17 protein-coding genes and 3 pseudogenes are annotated in these 19,779 nt (G+C 65.5%); 12 read left to right on the forward strand and 8 right to left on the reverse strand.

Translation table 11 applies throughout. The annotated features are described in order from the left end of the window. The first annotated feature begins 198 nt into the window (after positions 1 to 198). Positions 199 to 1,791 carry an ISL3 family transposase gene (locus tag OHB26_RS00530; protein ID WP_330182278.1) on the forward strand — a complete coding sequence of 531 codons (1,593 nt, stop codon included), beginning with the start codon at positions 199 to 201 and terminating at the stop codon, positions 1,789 to 1,791. 105 nt (positions 1,792 to 1,896) lie between these two features. Here OHB26_RS00530 and istB read toward each other — a convergent pair whose 3' ends face one another. The 3 genes and pseudogenes from istB to OHB26_RS00545 all read right to left on the reverse strand — a co-directional run. Beyond that, positions 1,897 to 2,709 (reverse strand): IS21-like element helper ATPase IstB, encoded by an 813-nt coding sequence (gene istB, locus OHB26_RS00535; protein WP_330185436.1) that lies wholly within the window; start codon positions 2,707 to 2,709, stop codon positions 1,897 to 1,899. Continuing rightward, positions 2,709 to 3,956: an IS21 family transposase gene (istA, locus tag OHB26_RS00540; RefSeq protein ID WP_330185437.1), complete on the reverse strand. Its 1,248-nt coding sequence runs from the start codon at positions 3,954 to 3,956 to the stop codon at positions 2,709 to 2,711. Before istA ends, istB begins: the two co-directional genes overlap by 1 nt. Positions 3,957 to 4,164: 208 nt before the next feature. Continuing rightward, positions 4,165 to 4,956 (reverse strand): annotated as a pseudogene (locus OHB26_RS00545) (IS701 family transposase); the annotation flags it as partial. A 56-nt stretch (positions 4,957 to 5,012) separates the two neighbouring features. Between OHB26_RS00545 and OHB26_RS00550 the strand changes: the two are divergent. Next, positions 5,013 to 6,658 (forward strand): annotated as a pseudogene (locus tag OHB26_RS00550) (ISAzo13 family transposase); the annotation flags it as partial. 38 nt (positions 6,659 to 6,696) lie between these two features. Here the strand turns inward: OHB26_RS00550 and OHB26_RS00555 are convergent. Further along, positions 6,697 to 7,071 (reverse strand): annotated as a pseudogene (locus OHB26_RS00555) (transposase); the annotation flags it as partial. Between the two features lie 1,075 nt (positions 7,072 to 8,146). Here OHB26_RS00555 and OHB26_RS00560 point away from each other — a divergent pair. Further along, positions 8,147 to 8,599 (forward strand): hypothetical protein, encoded by a 453-nt coding sequence (locus tag OHB26_RS00560; RefSeq protein ID WP_330182279.1) that lies wholly within the window; start codon positions 8,147 to 8,149, stop codon positions 8,597 to 8,599. Positions 8,600 to 8,687: 88 nt separating this feature from the next. Here OHB26_RS00560 and OHB26_RS00565 read toward each other — a convergent pair whose 3' ends face one another. After that, positions 8,688 to 9,488: a respiratory nitrate reductase subunit gamma gene (locus OHB26_RS00565; RefSeq protein WP_330182280.1), complete on the reverse strand. Its 801-nt coding sequence runs from the start codon at positions 9,486 to 9,488 to the stop codon at positions 8,688 to 8,690. A 259-nt stretch (positions 9,489 to 9,747) separates the two neighbouring features. Between OHB26_RS00565 and OHB26_RS00570 the strand changes: the two genes are divergently transcribed. Then, the gene (locus OHB26_RS00570; protein WP_330182281.1) at positions 9,748 to 9,894 is read left to right on the forward strand and encodes a DUF397 domain-containing protein; all 147 of its coding nucleotides are present in this window, start codon (positions 9,748 to 9,750) and stop codon (positions 9,892 to 9,894) included. A gap of 55 nt (positions 9,895 to 9,949) precedes the next feature. Here OHB26_RS00570 and OHB26_RS00575 read toward each other — a convergent pair whose 3' ends face one another. Then, positions 9,950 to 10,639 (reverse strand): GntR family transcriptional regulator, encoded by a 690-nt coding sequence (locus tag OHB26_RS00575; RefSeq protein WP_330185438.1) that lies wholly within the window; start codon positions 10,637 to 10,639, stop codon positions 9,950 to 9,952. A 198-nt stretch (positions 10,640 to 10,837) separates the two neighbouring features. On the opposite strand from OHB26_RS00575, the gene OHB26_RS00580 reads away from it, so the two are divergent. The 6 genes from OHB26_RS00580 (at position 10,838) to OHB26_RS00605 (ending at position 16,892) form a co-directional block, all read left to right on the forward strand. Further along, on the forward strand, positions 10,838 to 11,953 hold the full coding sequence (locus tag OHB26_RS00580; RefSeq protein WP_330182282.1) for a TIGR03364 family FAD-dependent oxidoreductase: 1,116 nt from the start codon (positions 10,838 to 10,840) through the stop codon (positions 11,951 to 11,953). A 16-nt stretch (positions 11,954 to 11,969) separates the two neighbouring features. After that, complete coding sequence (locus OHB26_RS00585; protein WP_330182283.1) at positions 11,970 to 12,656, forward strand: phosphonatase-like hydrolase; 687 nt, start codon at positions 11,970 to 11,972, stop codon at positions 12,654 to 12,656. 96 nt (positions 12,657 to 12,752) lie between these two features. Then, positions 12,753 to 13,823: a 2-aminoethylphosphonate ABC transporter substrate-binding protein gene (locus OHB26_RS00590; RefSeq protein ID WP_442942825.1), complete on the forward strand. Its 1,071-nt coding sequence runs from the start codon at positions 12,753 to 12,755 to the stop codon at positions 13,821 to 13,823. 23 nt (positions 13,824 to 13,846) lie between these two features. Continuing rightward, the gene (locus OHB26_RS00595; protein WP_330182284.1) at positions 13,847 to 15,031 is read left to right on the forward strand and encodes an ABC transporter ATP-binding protein; all 1,185 of its coding nucleotides are present in this window, start codon (positions 13,847 to 13,849) and stop codon (positions 15,029 to 15,031) included. Positions 15,032 to 15,194: 163 nt separating this feature from the next. Continuing rightward, positions 15,195 to 16,091, forward strand: coding sequence for a 2-aminoethylphosphonate ABC transporter permease subunit (locus OHB26_RS00600; RefSeq protein ID WP_330182285.1), 897 nt, complete (start codon positions 15,195 to 15,197; stop codon positions 16,089 to 16,091). Between the two features lie 3 nt (positions 16,092 to 16,094). Beyond that, entirely contained in the window at positions 16,095 to 16,892 is a 798-nt protein-coding gene (locus OHB26_RS00605; RefSeq protein ID WP_330182286.1) for an ABC transporter permease, read from the forward strand. 85 nt (positions 16,893 to 16,977) lie between these two features. On the opposite strand, the gene OHB26_RS00610 is transcribed toward OHB26_RS00605, so the two are convergent. Further along, entirely contained in the window at positions 16,978 to 17,340 is a 363-nt protein-coding gene (locus tag OHB26_RS00610; protein WP_330182287.1) for a hypothetical protein, read from the reverse strand. Positions 17,341 to 17,648: 308 nt separating this feature from the next. Then, positions 17,649 to 18,008 carry a DUF4254 domain-containing protein gene (locus OHB26_RS00615; RefSeq protein ID WP_442942975.1) on the reverse strand — a complete coding sequence of 120 codons (360 nt, stop codon included), beginning with the start codon at positions 18,006 to 18,008 and terminating at the stop codon, positions 17,649 to 17,651. Between the two features lie 314 nt (positions 18,009 to 18,322). Between OHB26_RS00615 and OHB26_RS00620 the strand changes: the two genes are divergently transcribed. Together OHB26_RS00620 and OHB26_RS00625 are read left to right on the forward strand one after the other, a co-directional pair. Next, positions 18,323 to 19,135 (forward strand): helix-turn-helix domain-containing protein, encoded by an 813-nt coding sequence (locus OHB26_RS00620; protein WP_330185440.1) that lies wholly within the window; start codon positions 18,323 to 18,325, stop codon positions 19,133 to 19,135. A gap of 150 nt (positions 19,136 to 19,285) precedes the next feature. Beyond that, positions 19,286 to 19,747, forward strand: coding sequence for an AMP-binding protein (locus tag OHB26_RS00625; protein ID WP_330182289.1), 462 nt, complete (start codon positions 19,286 to 19,288; stop codon positions 19,745 to 19,747). The last annotated feature ends 32 nt before the right edge of the window (positions 19,748 to 19,779 follow it).

Here is a 19,779-nt window from a genome sequence, read left to right on the forward strand (position 1 = left end):
TTATCGTTGCCACACTGCCCCCAGATCGCGACCAGGATTCTAGATCTGTTGCCCCACAAGGTATTTCAGATATTCACCCGACATGTGTCAACGGCAGTTGAATCCTGGATCTGGCACGGTTTGCGTGATTGACCGGGACCGTATTGCCAACGGGCGCTTGATGATCGATCATGTGGCCGGTGTTCTGATCTTGGACCGATGGCGGTCCTGTTCCCTCATCTGAACGGGCTGCGGATCGAGAGTGTGGACTCGACAGGGGTTCGGGTGCGAATCGAAGCACGGACGGGTGACGAACCAGCCGCGTGCCCCGGGTGTGGCATGTTGTCCCGCCGAGTCCACAGTCGCTACGGACGCCGATTGTCCGACACCGCGATCACCGGGCGGGAAGTGGTGATCAGGTTGCGGGTGAGGAGGTTGTTCTGCGTCAACTCCGACTGTGGGAGAAGGACTTTCGCCGAGCAGGTGACGCAGCTGGCAGCTCGGCACGCCCGGCGCACCACGATTCTGCAACGCCTGCTGTGTGCCGTCGCGTTGGCTTTGGGTGGTCGGCCGGGTGCCCGGATGACAGGGCATCTGGCGGCCACGGTCAGCCGGATGACGCTGCTGCGGCAGATCCGCGCGCTGCCCGATCCCGACCATGCGACACCGCGAGTACTCGGCGTCGACGACTTCGCCCTGCGCCGCGGACACCACTACGGAACGATCCTGATCGACATCGAAACCCGGCGACCGGTCGACGTACTCGGCGACCGCACCGCCGCAACCCTGGCCGCCTGGCTGCGTGCACATCCCGGCGTCGAGATCGTCTGCCGCGACCGCGCCGGCGCCTACGCAGACGGCGTGGCGACCGCAGCGCCCGACGCTCTGCAGGTCGCGGACCGCTGGCACGTCTGGCACAACCTCGGCGAGGCGGTCGAGCGGGCCGTGGCTCGATACCGAAACTGCCTCGACACCATGACCGACACCGAGCAAGCGAGCACAGACGGGCAGGAAATCCCGGTGATTCCCGAAGTGGTTGCGCCACCGCTGATTCGGACGGACAAGTGGGCCGTGCGGACCCGCGAACGTTACGCCGCAATCCACACACTTCTTGCCGACGGCGTGAGCATGCGGTCGGTCGGCGCCCAGCTGGGTCTTGCCCGGGGAACCGTTCGGCGCTTCGCGCGTGCCGCCAACGTCGAGGAGTTACTGGTCAACACCGGTACCGGGCAGCGCCGCAGCCTGCTCGAGGAGTTCAAGCCCTACCTGCATCAACGATGGAACGAGGGCTGCACCAACGCCACCGAACTGTTCCACGAGATCAAGGCCCGCGGTTACCGCGGCGGACCGAAGATCGTCATGAACTACCTGCACCCCTTCCGCACGACCGGCCACATTCCCCGCGCTGCCCGCAAGCCGCCATCGGTGCGTCGTGTCGTGAGCTGGCTCATGAGCGACCCCGCCAACCTCGATTCCGATGATCAGCACCGGCTCGATGCGATCCTCACCGCGAGCCCCGAACTCACCTGCCTGGCCGGTCACATCCGGGCCTTCGCCACGATGATGCGCCAGCGACGCGGCCGGGAACTGGAGCAATGGATGAAAGCCGTCGACGCCGACGACCTACCGGCCCTGCACTCCTTCGTCCGCGGCCTGCGCCGCGACTTCGATGCAGTGACCGCCGGCCTGACGCTGCCCTGGAGCAGCGGACCGGTCGAAGGGCATGTCAACCGCATCAAGATGGTCAAACGCCAGATGTTCGGGCGTGCAAAGCCAGACCTTCTCCGGAAGCGAATCCTATTGAGCGACTGATCAATCCGGACCAACCGGATCACGGAATTTGTGCCAGAACCTGAATCCTGACCCCTTTCCGGCAAGTGAATCCTGACCCCCTGTGCCCGGTGGTTCTGGTTGGTTTCAGTCTTCAGTTGTGCCGGCGGCGGGAACGCGACCGAGGTCACGGTCCTTGAGCCGGTAACTCTCGCCCTTGAGGGCGAGAACTTCGGCGTGGTGAACGAGGCGGTCGATCATGGCCGCGGCGACGACGTCGTCGCCGAAGACCTCGCCCCAACGGCCGAAGACCTTGTTGCTGGTCACGATCAGCGAGGCCCGCTCATAACGGGACGAGACCAGCTGGAAGAAGAGGTTGGCGGCCTCGTTCTCGAACGGGATGTAACCGACCTCGTCGACTACCAAAAGTGGATAGCGGCCGAGCTTGATCAACTCGGCCTGCAACCTGCCGTTGTGATGCGCTTCGGCGAGGCGGGCAACCCATTCGGCGGCGGTGGCGAACGCGACCCGATGCCCGGCCTGGCAAGCCCGGATCGCCAACCCGATCGCCAAGTGGGTTTTGCCGGTCCCGGGCGGGCCCAGGAACACGACGTTCTCCTTCGCGGTAACGAAATCCAGGGTCCCCAGATGAGCGATGACATCTCGTTTGAGTCCGCGCGCATGGTCGAAGTCGAACTCCTCCAACGACTTCCGGGCCGGGAACCGAGCAGCGCGGATGCGTCCCTCACCGCCATGGGACTCGCGAGCAGAGACTTCCCGCTGCAGGCAAGCGACGAGGAATTCCTCGTGGGTCCAGTTCTCCGCGCGGGCGCGCTCGGCGAGCCGACCCACCGATTCCCGCAGGGTCGGTGCCTTCAAAGCGCGAGTCAGGAACGCGATCTCAGCGGCGAGATCCCTTGCGTTGGTGGATGTTTTGGCTGATGTTCTTGTGGTCGCCATCACGCCACCCCGCCTTCGGTGTCGAGGTCGATGCCCAGTGCGGTGTCGTAGTCGCTCAGGGCTCGTTGCTCGACCTCCGGTTCGGGTGTTGCCCGCAATACCCCGATGCGGCTGCGCCGCAACGCTTTCGCCGCCGTGACATGATCGGGGTCGGAGATCGTCTGATGCCAAGCCCAGATCCGTTCGTGATCTGCCACCAGCTTGCCGCCCGAGTGGACGCGCACTCGTGCCAGGTCGGCGAAGACCTCGACCGGACGGCCGATCACGCTCGGGTGCACCGAATAGTCGTTGGAGTCCAGGCGAATGTAATGATCACGCGGCAGCCTGACCGAGCGCCGCCACCCGATCTCTGGCGCAACGGGTGGCAATGTCAGCATCGCTTGCCTGTCGGCGGTGATTCGGTCGGTCGGCGCGCAACCGAGTACCCGCCGCTGACGGGTGTTCACCAGTGCCAGCCAATCGGTCATCTGAGAATTGAAATCGGTTGGGCTGCAGAATGATCGACCAGGAAGGAACGAGCGTTCCAGATAGTCGTGTGCGCGTTCGATGATCCCTTTCGCCTCCGGATCAGCGGGTTTGCAGATGATCACCTTCGAGCCCAGCGTTCCCCGGAACGCCTGGCATTGTGCGGTCAACTCACTCCGACCGCCGCGCCAGCGCCCGATCGCCCCTTCACCGTCCCAAACCAAAGCCCTTGGCACCGAACCTAATCCGTGGATCAACCTCCACCATCCAGCGAACAGATCCTCGGCATGGCGAGTCGGCACCAGGATCGCCATCAACCAGCGTGAATACCCCATCACCATCGTGAGTACTGGCAACTGTTTCGGGCCACGGACCTGCCCGAATCCGACCGGCAGCTCGATCGGCGGGAACCAGAAATCACATTGGGCGATCTCTCCGGCGACATATGCGGTCCGCGACGCCGGATCCGGCGGCAGATACGCCGGTCGCAGCTGCGCGACACGCTCGGAGAGCACCCGGATCGACCTGGTCCACCCGATCCGTTCGGCGATCACCGTGGCCGGCATCGTGGGATAGGCCCGCAACAATTCCCGGATCCGTGGTTCGACCGCATCGACGATCGAACCTCTCAGCGGCCGTTGATATTTCGGTGGTCTGTCCGAAGCCAGAGCAGCACGCACGGTGTTGCGGGACACGCCCATCACCCGCGCGATCGCCTTGATCGGTATTCCTTCCGCCCGGTGCAAACGACGGATTTCAGCCCAATCCTCCACGGCAAGCATCCCTTCGTCCTCCCTGGCTCGGTTAATACTGCAACGGCACTCGGTGGTCAGGTAAGTGGGTGTCCTCGGCGGCGGTAGTGCGATAGGCGGGCCTCGTGCTGGCGGCGACGCCGCCAGCACGACCAGGACCACACGAGCTCGGCGGGATTGACTCGGGCCAGCACGAACGCCACCAGCAGACGGCGGATCTCCGGTAGCGTGAGAGCGATCATGCCCGCAGCGCTGGAATCGGTTCCCCTTTTAACGCAACGGTTTTCGACGCTGCCAGCCAGGCCAGAGCGAGCATCGACAACGTAATGTGGGCATACCAGGCCCGCCAGGAACGCACCTGATAATGGTCGAGCCCGGCCTCGTTCTTGGCCTGCTGGAAACATTCCTCGACATGCCAGCGCGAACCGGCGGTCCAGGCCAGATCGACCAGACGCGACCGGGCCAGGCCGTAACAGACGTAGTAGGCGATCTGGCTCGGATCGCTGATCGAGCGCCGCGCCAGCAGCCAGTGCCCGCGTCCACCGCTCCACCGACCATCGATCGGCCTTCTGGCCCAGTCATATTCGCGCGGGCCGTGCGCTCCGGCACCGACCGAGAGCCGCTGCCAGGAGGCGGCGGGCAGCTCCGCGATCAACGCATCGGCCCGTCCGCCGCGTTCGGCACGAGTGGCGACCCGGTCGTCGCGGCGGGTCGCCATCACGTACGACACCGCGTGGTCTTCGAGCCATTCCCGCAGATAACCGGCCTGGCCATAGGCTTCGTCGGCGGTGAACCATGCGAATGGCAGCCGCGCGGCCAACGCCCGCTCCAGCATCGCGATCACCAACCGCGGTTTGGTCGCGAACTCGACCTCGTCGGGAATCCCGGCGCCCCGGCACCGATCCCGGTCATCGATCCACGACTGCGGCAGATACAACTCCCGATCCACCAGCGCATGCCCGTGCGTCGAGGCATAAGCCAGGAAAACCCCGATCTGGCAATTCTCCGTCCGCCCGGGGGCGTGTGAATGAATAACTGTCAGTGTTGATCTGGGGCGTTTCCGGGGCTGTGGTGGGAGGCTGGGGTATGGCTGTGCCTGCACGAGTTCGCATTCCCATCACCGAACTGAAGGTCAAGTTCGATCGGATCCTGCCCCACCTCGATGAACGACGTCGTCGTCTGTATCTGGCCAGCGAGGCCGCCGCGCTGGGCCATGGAGGGATCGCCGCCGTGGCTGCAGCCTCGGGTGCCAGTACCGCCACCATCGCGCGCGGCGCCTCCGAACTTGATACTGCTCCTGTTGCACCCCAACGTGTTCGGGCTCCGGGGGCCGGTCGTAAGCCGCTGACGGGCACCGACCCTGGTCTTCGGCCGGCGCTGGAGGCGCTGATCGAGCCGCGTACTCGTGGCGATCCGGTGTCCCCGCTGCGCTGGACCACGTTGTCGCTGCGCACGCTGGCCTCGGCGCTGACCGTGCAGGGCCATCCGGTCAGCGCTGCGACCGTCGGGCATCTGCTGCACACGATGGGCTACAGCCTGCAGGGCACCGCCAAGACCACCGAGGGCACTCGCCATCCCGATCGTGACGCCCAGTTCGCTCACATCAATGCCACTGCCACCGCTTTCCTCGACGACCACCAGCCGGTGATCAGCGTCGATACCAAGGCCAAGGAATGGATCGGCAACCGCGACCGGCCCGGCCGCACTTGGCGACCGGGCAAAGACCCGATCATGGTGGACTGTCACACCTTCGTCACCGAGGACCAGCCGGTCGTCATCCCTTACGGGATTTACGATCTGGCCCGCAACACCGGCTGGGTCAACGTCGGCACCGACCACGACACCGCCGAGTTCGCGGTCGAGTCCATCCGCCGCTGGTGGCGACACCGCGGACAGGCCGATCACCCGGACGCGACTCGGTTGCTGATCACCGCCGATTGCGGTGGCTCCAACGATCCCCGCCGCTGGACATGGAAGAAACACCTGCACTCCTTCGCCCACGAGAGCGGCCTCGAGATCAGCGTCTGCCACTTCCCTCCCGGAACGTCGAAGTGGAACAAGATCGAGCATCGGATGTTCTGCCACATCACCGCCAACTGGCGCGGACGACCGCTGACCAGCTACCAGATCGTCGTGGAAACCATCGCCGCGACCACCACCACGAGCGGATTGGTGATCGGCGCCGAACTCGACACCGGCAGTTATCCGCTCGCGGTCGCCATCGCACCGGCGCAGTTCCTTGCCCTGCCGATCAGGCCCGCAGCGTTTCACCCGGACTGGAACTACACTCTCGACCCCGCGCCACCTCGCGATCCCGAAGTTCCCGCAACCCGCCGCCCGATCGATCCCGACGTGACCGCACTGCTCACCGAGCCAGCCCTGACCGGAATGTCACGGGCGGAGTTCACACATCTGGCAGCCGTCTCGGAACCGTACTGGGATGGGTTGGCCGAGGCCGCTTTTCAACGTCGCTTCCACCGTCCGCGCAGCTACCTGCATCCGCAAACCAGCAGTATCGACCACTTCCACCGACTCCTGACCGCCCTGCTGCACCGGCGAAGAGCCGCCACCACGACACTGATGGCCCAGCTACTCGGCGTCAAACGCACCAACCTGAACATGCAGTTCCGAGACGGCCACCGGATTCTCGACCTACACCGGCTCGACATCACACCCATACCCGGAACCCCCGCACGCACACCGAGCCAACTAAACGCCCGCGCCGAACCCGCAGACCACAGCGCCCCAGATCAACACTGACAGTTATTCATTCACACGCCCCCGCTGTTCCGGAGTATTGCCGTTGCACCCCAGCGGATTTCGTTCCCTTCTTCAGGAATCCGGTCTCGTCGACGACCAGGACACCATCGGCGTCCCCGAGGTGGGCGACGGCGTAGGCGCGTACGTCATCGCGCACGCCGTCGGCGTCCCAGGCCGCCGCGTTCAACAGCCGCTGCATCCCGTCGGGCGTGTTGTCACCGGCCGCCTCCGCGAGGGTCCACCCGTTCTTCCCCGCCAACGGCGCCAACAGCCCGCGCACATACGCCCGAGCCCGTCGTCGTGGCTCCGGCCTGCAGAAACGGCCCGCCACCCGCGCGAACAGATCGTCCAAACCGGCCACCCACACCGAAAGATCCTCATCAATCGACACAAGCCGAGCACACTACTGCCGAACCCGACCGCCCGTCAGCGGAATCGCACACAACGTCGTATTACGAAGTGCTGCTGGAGTACTAGGACCTTGTCCCGTAGGCGATCCCACGTTCGTCATCGTCAGACGTATCGAGCGCGACGTAGGTGGCCCACTCATCTCCTTGAATGTCCTCACTGGACATCGCCCCGCGTCCGGAAGGCGAGCCGGCCACAGTGCGGGACCGGTCCGGGACACGGCGTCGGTCATCAAGCATCATCTTCCGACGGGCGGGCATTTGCACCAACTGGAGATTGGGCTTCAGGCAATCCAGCTTTCACCCTATCGCGCGGGTCCCCCGGACGCGCCATCCCGATGCTCGGGCACGGCCGCCGGTTTCCTGACATGCTCTTGTCCCCGTTAACCTTTCGGCCTCGGGTAAGCCAGCGGACCCACAGACCCCCTTCCAGTCTGTCCCGGCTGCGCCGGGGATCTGACGATGCGCATCGTGGCGCACCACTGAAATGCCGCAACCCGCGCGTTGGTCGGCCGGCCAGCGCGGGCGCGGAAGATCAAGTGGCCGTGTCCATGTGCGGATGCGTTTGCGGTGGGCCTCGCGCGACAGGATCACTGCCGCCTCCGCTCAGTTCCTATTATCGAGGCCGGTGTAGACGCGGGCGACAGGGAGCTTTGGCGCGTCGAAGCATTCGGCCGCTCCCGGATATATCGCGATCGGTGAATCCGGGCCCCGCCGGCAGGTGTCGGTCAGGCCGCGGATCTCGGTCACCGGTTCGAAGGTGCTCAACGCCGGCCCGTCGATCGCGTCACCGCGAATCATGTTGATCTGCTGGGCGTAGCAGGACGCATGGTGAGCCGGCGCAAGCGATTCGGGCCATCCCCATGCAGCGATCCGCGCGGTTCCGAGGAGCGCGAGGGCGGGCCGAGGACGGCAGGGTCATTTCAGCGTCGGCAGCGCACTGCGGTAGAAGTAGAACTCGATGTCGAGAGGTGTGTGGTGAGCCGGGTACGCAAAGTGGTGGGTGGCCCCTCCACAGTCGGGTGGATGCTCGGAGTTTGTGCGGGGTCTGTCTTGTTCGTGCTGGCGGCGACCGGGCAGGGGATCCGGATCGGCCAGCATGTCAATGCCGACATCGGTCCATTCTTCGGGCTCATCGGCGGCGTCATCACCGGACTGGTGGCATGGTCGCTGCTGCTACGGTTGGCTTGGCACCGCAGACGAGAGTATCTGCGCCGGAAGGGAACCCACGGCACCGGCTTGGTGGTCGACTCGACTTACCGGCACACGCTTCGGTCCAGTGCGGTAACCCAGCGCGAAGTGAGCATCGAGGCGCTGGTCACCCACCCCGAGACCGGCGAGACCCTGAAGGTCGTCAAGAGATACCGCTTTGTCGAGTTCCGTGCCCGCCGGGCCAGGGCGTTGCATGGCGAATTCCCCGCGGGCACAACGATACCCGTGCTTCTTCGCGGCAGGTACGCGGCATTCGATATCCCGGATCGGCCAGGGTGGCTCGATATCTGGTAATCGAACGATCACTCGAGAACGGCGGCTCCCGCCCCGGGCGTGCCGCTGTTGGTGTAGATCGCGGGCAGGTAGTGCGCGCAACTGCCGATTACAGCGCCGTCTTGATTGCTTGCGGCGCGGCCGATGGATCCGCTCGTCGCGCGGTCGGTCGAGTATCGGTCCAAGAGGGATTTGATGTAGTCATCGGAGCGGGCAGCATTGATTGAGCGGTCAGGCGCGAGGCGATGCGTTTGGCGGTGCTGGCGACCGGACGCGCGAACGTGCCGGCGAGTCGGGTGTAGGGCCAGATCGCGACGAACAGCAACAAGATCAGTCCGCGGGCCTGATACAGCAGCGGGGCGTGCGACATCGAGTCGGCGTGCGGGTGGGTGGTGAGCAATGACCGGAACCAGGCGAATAGCGTTTGGGGGCTTCGGCTCTCGGAGTGGATCGAGTCGAGACGAATGGCCACTCCGGACAGCAGAACGGCGGCCAGCGTGGGCAATGTCGCGCGGTCCAGCGGAGTGATCGGTCGTCCAGCGGTGGCGGTGATCAAATTCGGAATCACCAGCAGTGCGGCGCCGATGATCGCGGGCGGTATGGCGAGTACCTCGATGATCGTGATGCTCGAGTAGACGCCACCCTGCGGCTGGGAAGGCGGTGCAGAGGTCAGCGAATCAGTGATCCTGGCGACGACGATCAGACTCGTGGCAATTCCGAATGCTGTCGACCCGATGCGCTCGGCCTGGTCCAGATCAGCTCCGCTGGTGAAACGACGGAATCCGTCGTGCCGCGCCCGCCATAGGTGGCCGCCGGCGAAGGACAGTAATGCACCGTAGGGCAATATGATCCACACCAGAGATGGCATGCCGCCCACTCCTTCCGGTTCTGGTAACCACGCGTGAATCACCCTCGCAAATACGCGGACGGCGTTCTAGAGCACAAGGACCCTACGGTCCCGAATAAACCATCCCGAACGACTTGTCGGTAGAATTGACTGTGCCGCAACCAGTTTCGTCGATCTAACACGAACTCCGGCACAACGAACACCCACGTCCGTCATCGCCACCGGCAAATTCCCGCGCATGCGGACAGTAATTGGTCGGCGATCTTCAGGCGATCCGACTCCGCCGCCATCACCGCGTTCCGGCTGATACCTGCCGTACGCCGTGGAACTCGGCGCGGTTCGCGTAGAGGTCAAGTTCGAGAGCGGCGCGGTTGGGGTGCGGGACTCGAAGAGTCCCGGCGGTCCCGAACTCGCATTCAGCCCCCAGGCGTGGGATGCCTTCATCGCCAGCGGGATTTGGAAGCGTTGAGCCGCAACATGATTGAGTGTGCCACGACTAGCGAGAGCACACTCGATTTGTCGGATCAGTCGGTGAGGGTGGCCTGGAAGGCGATTCGGTCGCCTCGATAGAGGGAGCGGACGCGTTCTATCGGGATGCCGTCGGTCCCGATGCTGCGGCGGTGGAGCAGGAGCATCGGGAGGGCAGTGGTGCATTCCAGGAGAGCCGCCTCGCGGGGGGAGGCGAGGACGGTTTCTATTCGTTCGGTTGCCGAGGCGTAGTCGACGCCCATCGAACGTGTTGCGGCGTAGAGGGATGTCTCCGGGTTGTAGAAGTCGCGCAGGACGCCGAAGCGCGGGACCGGCATGAAAGTGCTTTCCAGGCCGATGCGTTCACCGTCGGCCAGCAGGATTCGCTCGAGGTGCATGACCGGTGTGCCCGGGGCCAGTCCGAGGTCGGCGGCGGTGTCGGCATCGGCGGGGATATCCGTCCAATCGACCAGCAGACGGCCCGGTGTGCGGCCGAACTTCAGGGCGCCCTCGGTGTAGGAGCGAAGGGTCAAGGGCTGCACCATTTTCGGGCGGGAGACCACCGTGCCGCGACCCTGGCGGCGGATGCGGCCCTCCACCAGGAGTTCCCGTACCGCCTGGCGGACGGTTTCGCGGGCTACACCGCAGCGCAGGGCGAGGTCGCGCTCCGAGGGGAGCGGATCGCCCTCGCTCAACTCGGCGAGTAGCGCCTCCAGTTCGGTGCGCACCCGATACGACTTCGGCATGCGGGCTTCAGCTGCGGAAAGTGCGCTCTCACTGGACAATTCAGCCGACGACGCGGCTCCCTGCCGGGGGCCGCCCAGTCCGGCGACGTCCGTAGTGTCCATGCCCCCAATGTACACAAGATTGGTCTATACCAATTGTTAACCTAGCGTTTGCACACGAAACACTCCTAGGTCTAGACCATTGGCCACCATGGGTCCATGCGATTGGTCATCATCGGCGGCGGCATTCTCGGCACCGCCCACGCCCTCGCCGCGATCGGACGCGGTCACGAAGTCGTTCAGCTCGAGCGTGAGGTGGAGGCGCGCGGAGCGACCGTGCGCAACTTCGGATTGGTGTGGGTGTCCGGGCGCAGTGCGAACGAACTCGGTATCACGCTGCGCTCGCGGCAGCTGTGGGAGGAGATCGGCGGCAAGGTGCCCGGTGTCGGGTTCCGGCCCGCCGGATCGATGACCCTGGTGCGTAGCGCGAATGAGCTCGCCGTGGCCGAGGCGGCCATCAAGAACCCCACCGCCGCCGAACGCGGGTTCGAACTGCTCGAGCCGGAGGATGTGCGCAAGGTCAATCCGGCCCTGCGCGGCAAATTCCTTGCCGGACTGCACTGTTCGAAGGACGGCGCGGTCGAGTCCCGGCAGGCGCTGCCCGCACTGCGCCGGTACATGGAGGCCACCGGGCGCTACAGCTTCTTCGGTGGCACCGAGGCGCGCACCATCACCGGCACCACCGTGCTCGATGATCGCGGCCGCCGCCACGAGGGCGATCTGGTCATCTCCTGTCCGGGCGCGGCGCATACCGGCCTCACCCGCGAACTCGTCGGCGACATCCCCGTGCGCCGGGTTCGGTTGCAGATGATGCAGACCGCCCCGCTCGGCGAGGATCTCACCACCGCCTTCGCCGACGGCGACAGCTTCCGCTACTACCCCGCCTTCCAGGGTGCGGAGCTGGATCGCCTCAATAACGAAGAGGCACAACCCTTCACGGCCGCCCAGCACAAGATGCAACTGCTGTGTGTGCAGCGCCTGCACGGCGGCCTCACCATCGGTGACACCCACGAGTACGACGAACCGTTCAACTTCGATGTGGACGAGGCCCCGTACGAGCATCTGGTCACCGTCGCCGAGGAACTGCTCGGCCGCGAACTTCCGCAGGTGGTGCGCCGCTGGGCGGGCGTCTACAGCCAGTCCATCGATCCGGGCGCGATCGTGACCCGCGCGCAGGCCGCCGACAACGTCTGGGTGATCACCGGTCCCGGTGGTCGCGGTATGACGCTCGGCCCGGCCATCGGCGAGGAAACCGCCGACCTGCTCAACCTCTGACGTCAAAGGAGACACCATGTCCGACAAGCAGATCGACCTCGCCGTCCTGGATATGGCCGGTACCACCGTGGCCGATGACGGTCTGGTGATCCGCGCCTTCGAACAGGCCGCGACCGTGGCTGGCATCCCCGCCGAGGGTCCCGAGCGCGAGTCGGCCCGGCAGTACGTCATCGACACCATGGGCCAGTCCAAGATCGTCGTCTTCCGCGCACTGCTCGGCGACGAGGACAAGGCGCAGCAGGCCAACGCTGCCTTCGAGGCCGCGTACTCCGAGTTCGCCGATGCCGGTGTGACCCCGATTCCCGGTGCGAAAGAAGCTATTTCGGCGCTGCGCAAGGCCGGTATCAAGGTGGCGCTGACCACCGGATTCAGCCGCCGGACGCAGGACAAGCTGATCGATGCCCTGGGCTGGAACGAGATCGCGGACCTGACCCTGGCCCCGTCCGATGCCGGGCGCGGCCGCCCCTACCCGGACATGGTGCTGACCGCGCTGCTGCGGCTGGGTATCGACGCCGTGGATCGTGTCGCGGTGCTGGGCGATACGTCCAGCGATATCGGCACCGGTCTGGCCGCGGGCGCGCGGATCGTCGCGGGCACGCTCACCGGCGCCCACAACGAGGAGCAGCTGCGCGCCGCGGGCGCCACCCATGTGGTGCCGTCGGTCGTCGACTTCGCCGCGCTACTGCTGGCCGAACGCGGCTGACTCCCACAGATTTCCGCCACTCGCATGAGGGGGTGGCGGAGAACCCCCACTGCCCCTTCGACGTCCCGACCCCACGAACTGAAAGTTGCAGTCACCGTGCGTAATAAGAACAACCGCCTCGCACGCACCATCGCCCGTACCGCTCTCATTCTCACCTCGGCCACCGCGGTCGCGTTCAGCCTGACCGCCTGCGGCGGCACCGGCAGCGATTCGAGCGACGGCAAGACCGTCACCGTCTACTCCGCCGACGGCGTCGGCGACTGGTACAAGACCCAGTTCGCGAAGTTCAAGGACCAGACCGGTATCTCGGTCAATCTGGTCGAGGCCGGCTCCGGTGAGGTCGTCAACCGGGTGGAGAAGGAGCAGTCCAACCCGCAGGCCGACGTCATCGTCACCCTGCCGCCGTTCATGCAGAAGGCCGCCAAGTCGAACCTGCTGCAGCCCAGCGGCGTCGACCTGAGCGCGTTCCCCGCCTCGGAGAAGGATGCCGCCGGTAATTGGGTCAGCCTGGCGGGCAACTACCTCTGCTTCATCGCCAACCCGTCCGTCGAGGCATCCAAGGTGACCTGGGACGATCTGCTCAAGCCCGACTACAAGGGCAAGATCCAGTACTCCACCCCCGGTCAGGCCGGTGACGGCACCGCGGTGCTGATCCTGCTGCAGCAGCTCTACGGTAAGCAGGGCGCGCTGGACTACCTCGGCAAGCTGCAGGCCAACAATGTCGGCCCGTCCTCCTCCACCGGCAAGCTGCAGGCCAAGGTCGACAAGGGCGAGATCCTGATCGCCAATGGCGATGTGCAGATGAACCTGGCGACCATCAAGGAGAAGGGTTCCAAGTTCAACGTCTTCTTCCCGGCCGCCACCGACGGTAAGCAGTCCACCGTGGCACTGCCGTACCTGATGGGTCTGGCCAAGGGCGCCCCGCACTCGGACGCCGCCAAGAAGCTGATGACCTACCTGCTCTCGGCTGATGCGCAGAAGACCCTGACCGATGCCATGGCTGTCTCGGCCCGCACCGATCTCGAGGATGCCGCCGCTCCGGCCGGTACCGCCGTCTCGCCCGCCTCGCTGGTTCGCAATGTCGATGTCGTGCACCCGGATTGGAACGCGGTCCTGGATTCCCTCGACACCGATGTCGCCGCGTACCAGAAGGCCACCGGCAGCTGATTTCACATTCGGGAGTAGCAACCATGTCCTCCGCATTGACGACATCCACGGTGACCGGAACCTCGGCCGTCGAACCGGCCATCGTGTTCGATCGAGTCGGGGTCACCTATGGCCGCGGCCGTAAATCCACTGTCGCACTGGCCGATTTCAACCTGCGGGTCGCCGCGGGGGAGACGGTTGCGCTGCTCGGGCCCAGCGGTTCCGGCAAGTCCACCGCGCTCAAGGCGCTGGCCGGATTCGTCCGGCCGACCTCGGGCGCGGTGCGACTGGCCGGCCGCGATGTCACCAACCTCTCCCCCGCCAAGCGCGGGATCGGGGTGGTGGTGCAGTCCTACGCCCTCTTCCCGCATATGCGGGTGCACGACAATGTGGCCTTCGGGCTCAAGGCACATCATGTGCCGCGCGATGAGATCGCGACCCGAGTGGCCGAGGCGCTGGAGATGGTCGGCATGGGGTCCTATGCCAAGCGCCTGCCGCGTGAGCTCTCGGGTGGACAGCAGCAGCGCGTGGCCATCGCCCGCGCACTGGCCATCCGGCCCAAGGTGCTGCTGCTGGACGAACCGCTCGCGGCATTGGACGCGCAGCTGCGCCAGTCCATGCTCGGTGAGTTGCAGCAGCTGCGAAAGGCGTTGCCGGACACCGCGATGCTGTATGTGACCCATGATCAGGCCGAGGCGCTGGCACTGGCCGATCGGATCGCGGTCATGCGCGATGCCCGGCTCGTCGATATCGATACCGCGCACAAGCTGTGGCAGCAGCCCTCCACCGACTTCACCGCCTCCTTCCTGGGCGGTGCGAATCTGCTGCCCAGTGTGGTCCGGCATGTATCGGGCACCGCGGCGCTGGTCACGGTCGGTGAGCACACCCTGCGCGCACAGGCCCCGCGCCCGGGCGTCGGCCGCCCGGACTGGCTGCCCGACGCCGATGCCATGCTCTGCGTGCGTCCGCACACCGTGAAGATCGTGCCGCTCACCGAACAGGATGCGTTGCGCGGCACCGTGATCACCTCGGTGTGGAAGGGTGCGGCCACCCGACTGCATCTGACCGTCGAGGGCATTCCGGTCGAGTTCACCGCCGATATTCCGGGTCACACCGAACTGGTCGCCGGTGACATGGTGGGTGTGAGATTCCCAGATCCGGCGGGTGTGCTGATTCCGCCGGGGATCGGAACCGATGCCGCCGCAGCCGATTCCGAGGTACGAGCATGACCGCGCTGCCACAGCGCCGCCGGTCCGAATCCGACGCCCCACGCCGCGCCGCCGATCCCGCGCCCCGGGCGCACCGCCCGGCCACGACCACACGTCCGGCTCGGGGTGAGGTGTGGTCCGAGCTCTTCACCGGCGTTCGAACCGCGCGCGATCGGAGGAAGTCATGACCGCACTGCTCGAATCACCCACCACCCCTTCCGATCCCGAGGTGAACGATCCGCGGCGGTCGTGGCGGCCGGTGCTGTGGACGCTGCCGCCGGTGCTGGTGGTGCTGTCCATCGCCGTGTATCCGATCGTGCGGGTGCTGTGGGAGTCGACCAGCAGCAAGGGGGGCGGGCGCGGGACCTCCACCTGGTCGAGCGTGCTGGCCGAGGAGTCGGTGCGAAAAGCGCTGTGGCGCACCATTACCATCTCGGTCAGCTCGACAGCCGGATGTCTGGTGCTCGGCACGTTCCTGGCGATTGTGCTGGCGTTCATACCGTTTCCCGGATCGCAGTTCGTCGGACGGCTCATCGACACCGTGCTGACGCTGCCCTCGTTCCTGGTGACGCTGTCGTTCACCTTCCTGTACGGCACGGCCGGGGCGGTGAATGCGCTCATCGGAAACCTCACCGGCAGTTCGGAACCCGCGATCAACTTCCTGTCCACGCCGTGGGGCATCATCCTGGCGGAGATCACCTTCTTCACTCCGTTCGTGGTACGACCGCTGCTGGCGGCGTTCGCGCAGCTGCCCCGGGAACAACTCGATGTGGCCTCCAGCCTGGGCGCGACGCCGTGGCGGGTACTGCGCCAGGTCGTGCTGCCCGAGGCGTGGCCCGCGCTCGCGGCGGGCGGCAGTCTCGTACTTCTGTTGACGCTCAACGAGTTCGGCATCGTGCTGTTCACCGGGGCCAAGGGCGTCATCACGCTGCCCGCGCTCATCTACACCCGCGGCATCGTCACCTTCGATCTACCGGGCGCGGCGGTGCTGGCCTCGGTGCAGGTGTTGCTGTCACTGACCCTCTACCTCGGCTACCGGCTGCTGTTCGCCCGCCTGACCAGCGCCCGCAAGGAGAGCTGAACGATGCTGGTATGGACTCGCCGCGGCCGCCTGACGGTACTGGCGTTCTTCGCCGTCGTGGTCGCCGTGGTCTTCGTGGCCCCCATCGCCACCGTGGCGGCGGCGGCCCTGGCCGGACACTGGAGCGGCCCGCTCCCTTCGGATCTCGGCTTCACCAATTTCGATCATGTGCTCTCCGGCGAGGAGTCGGCCAGTCTCTCGGTGAGCCTGCAAACCGCCCTGCTGGCCGGACTGATCTCCCTGATCCTGGGCACCTGGGCCGCGCTGGCTTCGCGGGAAGCCCCGGAGTGGTTGCGCCGCATCACCGATGCCGTCTTCCACGTCCCGGTGGCGGTCCCCTCGGTAGCCATCGGCCTCGGCGTCCTCATCGCCTTCAACGAGCGCCCGCTGCTGCTCGGTGGCACCAAATGGATTGTCATCCTGGCCCATACGGTCCTGGTCCTGGCCTACGCCTTCAGCGGCGTCTCGGCCGCCCTGGACCGCCTCGACCCCGGCTATCAACAGGCCGCCGAATCCCTCGGCGCGGGCCCGGTCCGAGTCCTGTTCCGAATCACGTTGCCGCTCCTGCTCCCCGCTTTGGGCGCGGCAGCGGGTCTCGCCATTGCCCTCTCGATGGGTGAACTCGGCGCGACCATCATGGTCTACCCCGCCACCTGGAAAACCCTGCCCGTCAGCATCTTCGCCGCCACCGACCGCGGCGAGGTCTTCGACGCCGCCGCCAGCACCACCCTGCTGGTCCTGGTAACCCTCATCGCCCTGATCATCCTGGGCCGATTGAAGGGCCGTGCGGCACTGCGCTGAAACCGCCGTGAACACACCAGTTGGGCCGGTACCTTGGCAGTGGTACCGGCCCAGCTGCTTCTCCGGTGAGGGATCGGTCCCGGAGTCAGAGGCCCGCGCGGGCGGAAAGTAGTGCGCGGGAGCGGGTTTCGTCTGTTTGCTGGATGAGGCCGGCGGACAGGAGGTAGGCGGCGGCCATGGCCAGGGCGTTGGATTGGAGGGTGGTGAGGGTTGCGGTCAGAGCTACAGCTTTGGATTCGAAGCCACGGCTTAGCTGGCGGGACGAATCGAGGGCGCCGAAGCCGGTGAGGGTTTGGATGCGGTGGGACTGCCCGAGGTGCGGGTCCAGCGAGTCCGCGAATCGCAGGAAGTGTGCGGCGCACTCGCGTGCCACCGCGGGGTCCAGCTGGAATGTGCCGCCGCAGGCGCTCTGATAGAGCTCCGCCGCGGCCGTCTCCCCCACATTCATGACAGCACTCCGTCCACATGGTCGACCGAAATGTGAAACGCCTTTTTACAACCGCAATTTCGCAAATGACATATCAAGATTGATGGAGCGAAGCCCTCGCCGAAACGGCCCGCATTCGTAACGGGCGTGCCGCGCCAGTCGACCACGCGGCACGCCGGGCGGGGCGCCCCGTTGCGCCCGCCGTTCTCGGGGCGGGCGACGTCTTGCGGTTCGAGCGGGCTACTGGTCGGATAGCGCGACTCGGTCGACGTCACCGCTGGCGACAATGGTTCTGTAGCAATGCATCAATTGTGTCAATGCATTTGGAATCATTGCTCCGGTAAACGACGACGGCCACCGGCCACGTCGATTACGAGATCAGTGTAACCGTCCACGAGTTCGGCGAGATGGTACCAGTGTTTATGGGTATTATCGCTGGCCGCGCCCTCATGATCGATGACCTGGTTGGCTTCCACCCAGCTCATGGCCATGCGGTCGACCACCGCACCCAGACTTTCGGTGTGCAACAGCGCGCCGTTACGGTGCTGCGGCAGTTCCTGTTCCACCCATTCGTTGATATCGTCAACGAGTTCGGTGCGCCGACAATCGATCTCGGCGATCAACGTGAGATCGCCTATCTCGGCTCGCCGTTCGTGCAGCTCGGCCAGAGCGTGCGCGGTCCGAAGCAGAACTCGATCTTGAAAACGCCTGCCTTGGAAGGCACAGAGCAATTGTGGAGCGGTCGGCAGGGCGCCCGCTATCGACATGGTCATCGTGACCCCCCACATGCACCCGACAACATCACTAATCGCACCAACATGATTGGTCTCCGGATTCAGCTATACCGCGCATCGGATCGGTTGTTCACGAATAGGCTAGCTCGGATCATGCTCTTACAAATGCAAGAACGCAATACTGCGTTCGGGCTAGTGCGCCAGGCGAAAGGGATGTCATGGCAGGCAAGCGAACCGTGCTAACCGTACGTTTGCGCAGGCTCGCGGCGATGCTGCACGAGATGCGCGAAACCGCCGGCCTCAGCAAAGAGGTGGTCAGCGCCAAGACCGGTATCAACGTAACCACGCTGTACCGGATCGAGACCGCGCAGGCCCGGCCGCAGCGCCGCACCCTCACCGCCATGCTGGAGCTCTACGACATCCCCGAACCGCAGCGTTCAGATGCCTTGCAGTTGCTGGTGGATGCGCTCAAACCCGGTATGGCCAGATCCTTCGAGGACGCGGTCTCCGAGGTCTACGGCGCGTACATCAACTTCGAGGCCGAGGCGCTCTCGGCCCGGTTCTTCCAGGCCAGCTTCGTCCCCGGCCTGCTGCAGACCGAGGCGTACGCCAACGCGGTCTACGAGACCACCATGCCCAAGATCTCCGAACAGGTTCGCGAACAACGAGTTCGGGCTCGCCTCGAACGCTCACGGGTGCTCGGCAAACATGATCCGCTCGAACTGTGGGTGGTACTGGACGAGGCCGTGATCAAACGTCTCGTCGGCGGTAAGGAGGTGATGCGCCAGCAGTTCGATCAGTTGCTGGACCACACCAACAAGCGCAATGTCATCCTCCAGATCCTGCCCTTCGACGCCGGCGCGCACCCCGGCATGCTCGGCTCCTTCACCCTGCTCGACTTTCCGGATCCCGCCGATCCGGAGCTGGTGTACGTGGAGGGCATCGCCAGCGACGAGTTGATCGAGGGCCATCCGGAAGTCCGCCGCTACGGCGTCATGTTCGACCAGTTGCGCGCCATGGCGCTGAGCCCGCGCGACTCCATCACCATGATCGAGCAGGCCATCGAGGAGATGGGCAGATGATCAACCACCCACCCTAGGTGGGGAAAGGCGCACCCCTCGGAGGGGTGATCGGCAGTACTGAGGTTGCTGTCGGATCGAACCGAATGCGACGACAGTTGGATACATCCCCAACAGCACCACGTAGCCGCATCTCCGAGAGGATGATTACCGATGTGCAAGCCGGTCGAATCGCCCGTAGCCACCCTCGTTCCCCTCCGTACGAGCGCGCAGCCGCTTGCCCCCCAGGCCGACCCCACCGCCGTCGCCGCCAGCGTCGGCGACTGCGAGCTCACCTATGCCGAGCTGGACCGCTGGTCCAATCGGATGGCCCGCATGCTGCTGAGCATGGGCGCGGGCCCCGGCACCCGGGTCGCCATCGCCGGCACCCCGAAGCTGGAGTCCATCGTGGCCCGCGTGGCCATCACCAAGACCGGCGCGACCCCGGTGCCCTACACCACCGAAATCACCACCACGCGAGTGGATTTCGGTATCACCGTCAAGGACGAGCGGGACCGCTTCGGCGATACCGCACGCTGGCTGGTGCTGGACGAGCGCTCCACCCTGATCCAGTACCTGACCGGTTCGGACGCACCGCTCACGGCCACGGAGCTGCAGCTGTCCATGGCCTCCTGATCCGTCGAATCACCCCAGCCCGCAGGATGTTT

This window comes from Nocardia sp. NBC_01503 (assembly GCF_036327755.1).
Lineage (GTDB): Bacteria > Actinomycetota > Actinomycetes > Mycobacteriales > Mycobacteriaceae > Nocardia.

Bases quoted from the DNA above. Each gene is read 5' to 3' on its own strand.
- OHB26_RS00610 (WP_330182287.1), bottom strand. From the start codon at position 17,340: ATGAATGTGGGGGAGACGGCCGCGGCGGAGCTCTATCAGAGCGCCTGC.
- OHB26_RS00580 (WP_330182282.1), top strand. From the start codon at position 10,838: ATGCGATTGGTCATCATCGGCGGCGGCATTCTCGGCACCGCCCACGCC.
- OHB26_RS00575 (WP_330185438.1), bottom strand. From the start codon at position 10,639: ATGCCGAAGTCGTATCGGGTGCGCACCGAACTGGAGGCGCTACTCGCC.
- istB (WP_330185436.1), bottom strand. From the start codon at position 2,709: ATGGCGACCACAAGAACATCAGCCAAAACATCCACCAACGCAAGGGAT.
- OHB26_RS00620 (WP_330185440.1), top strand. From the start codon at position 18,323: ATGCTGCACGAGATGCGCGAAACCGCCGGCCTCAGCAAAGAGGTGGTC.
- OHB26_RS00625 (WP_330182289.1), top strand. From the start codon at position 19,286: ATGTGCAAGCCGGTCGAATCGCCCGTAGCCACCCTCGTTCCCCTCCGT.
- OHB26_RS00605 (WP_330182286.1), top strand. From the start codon at position 16,095: ATGCTGGTATGGACTCGCCGCGGCCGCCTGACGGTACTGGCGTTCTTC.
- OHB26_RS00585 (WP_330182283.1), top strand. From the start codon at position 11,970: ATGTCCGACAAGCAGATCGACCTCGCCGTCCTGGATATGGCCGGTACC.
- istA (WP_330185437.1), bottom strand. From the start codon at position 3,956: ATGCTTGCCGTGGAGGATTGGGCTGAAATCCGTCGTTTGCACCGGGCG.
- OHB26_RS00595 (WP_330182284.1), top strand. From the start codon at position 13,847: ATGTCCTCCGCATTGACGACATCCACGGTGACCGGAACCTCGGCCGTC.
- OHB26_RS00600 (WP_330182285.1), top strand. From the start codon at position 15,195: ATGACCGCACTGCTCGAATCACCCACCACCCCTTCCGATCCCGAGGTG.
- OHB26_RS00530 (WP_330182278.1), top strand. From the start codon at position 199: ATGGCGGTCCTGTTCCCTCATCTGAACGGGCTGCGGATCGAGAGTGTG.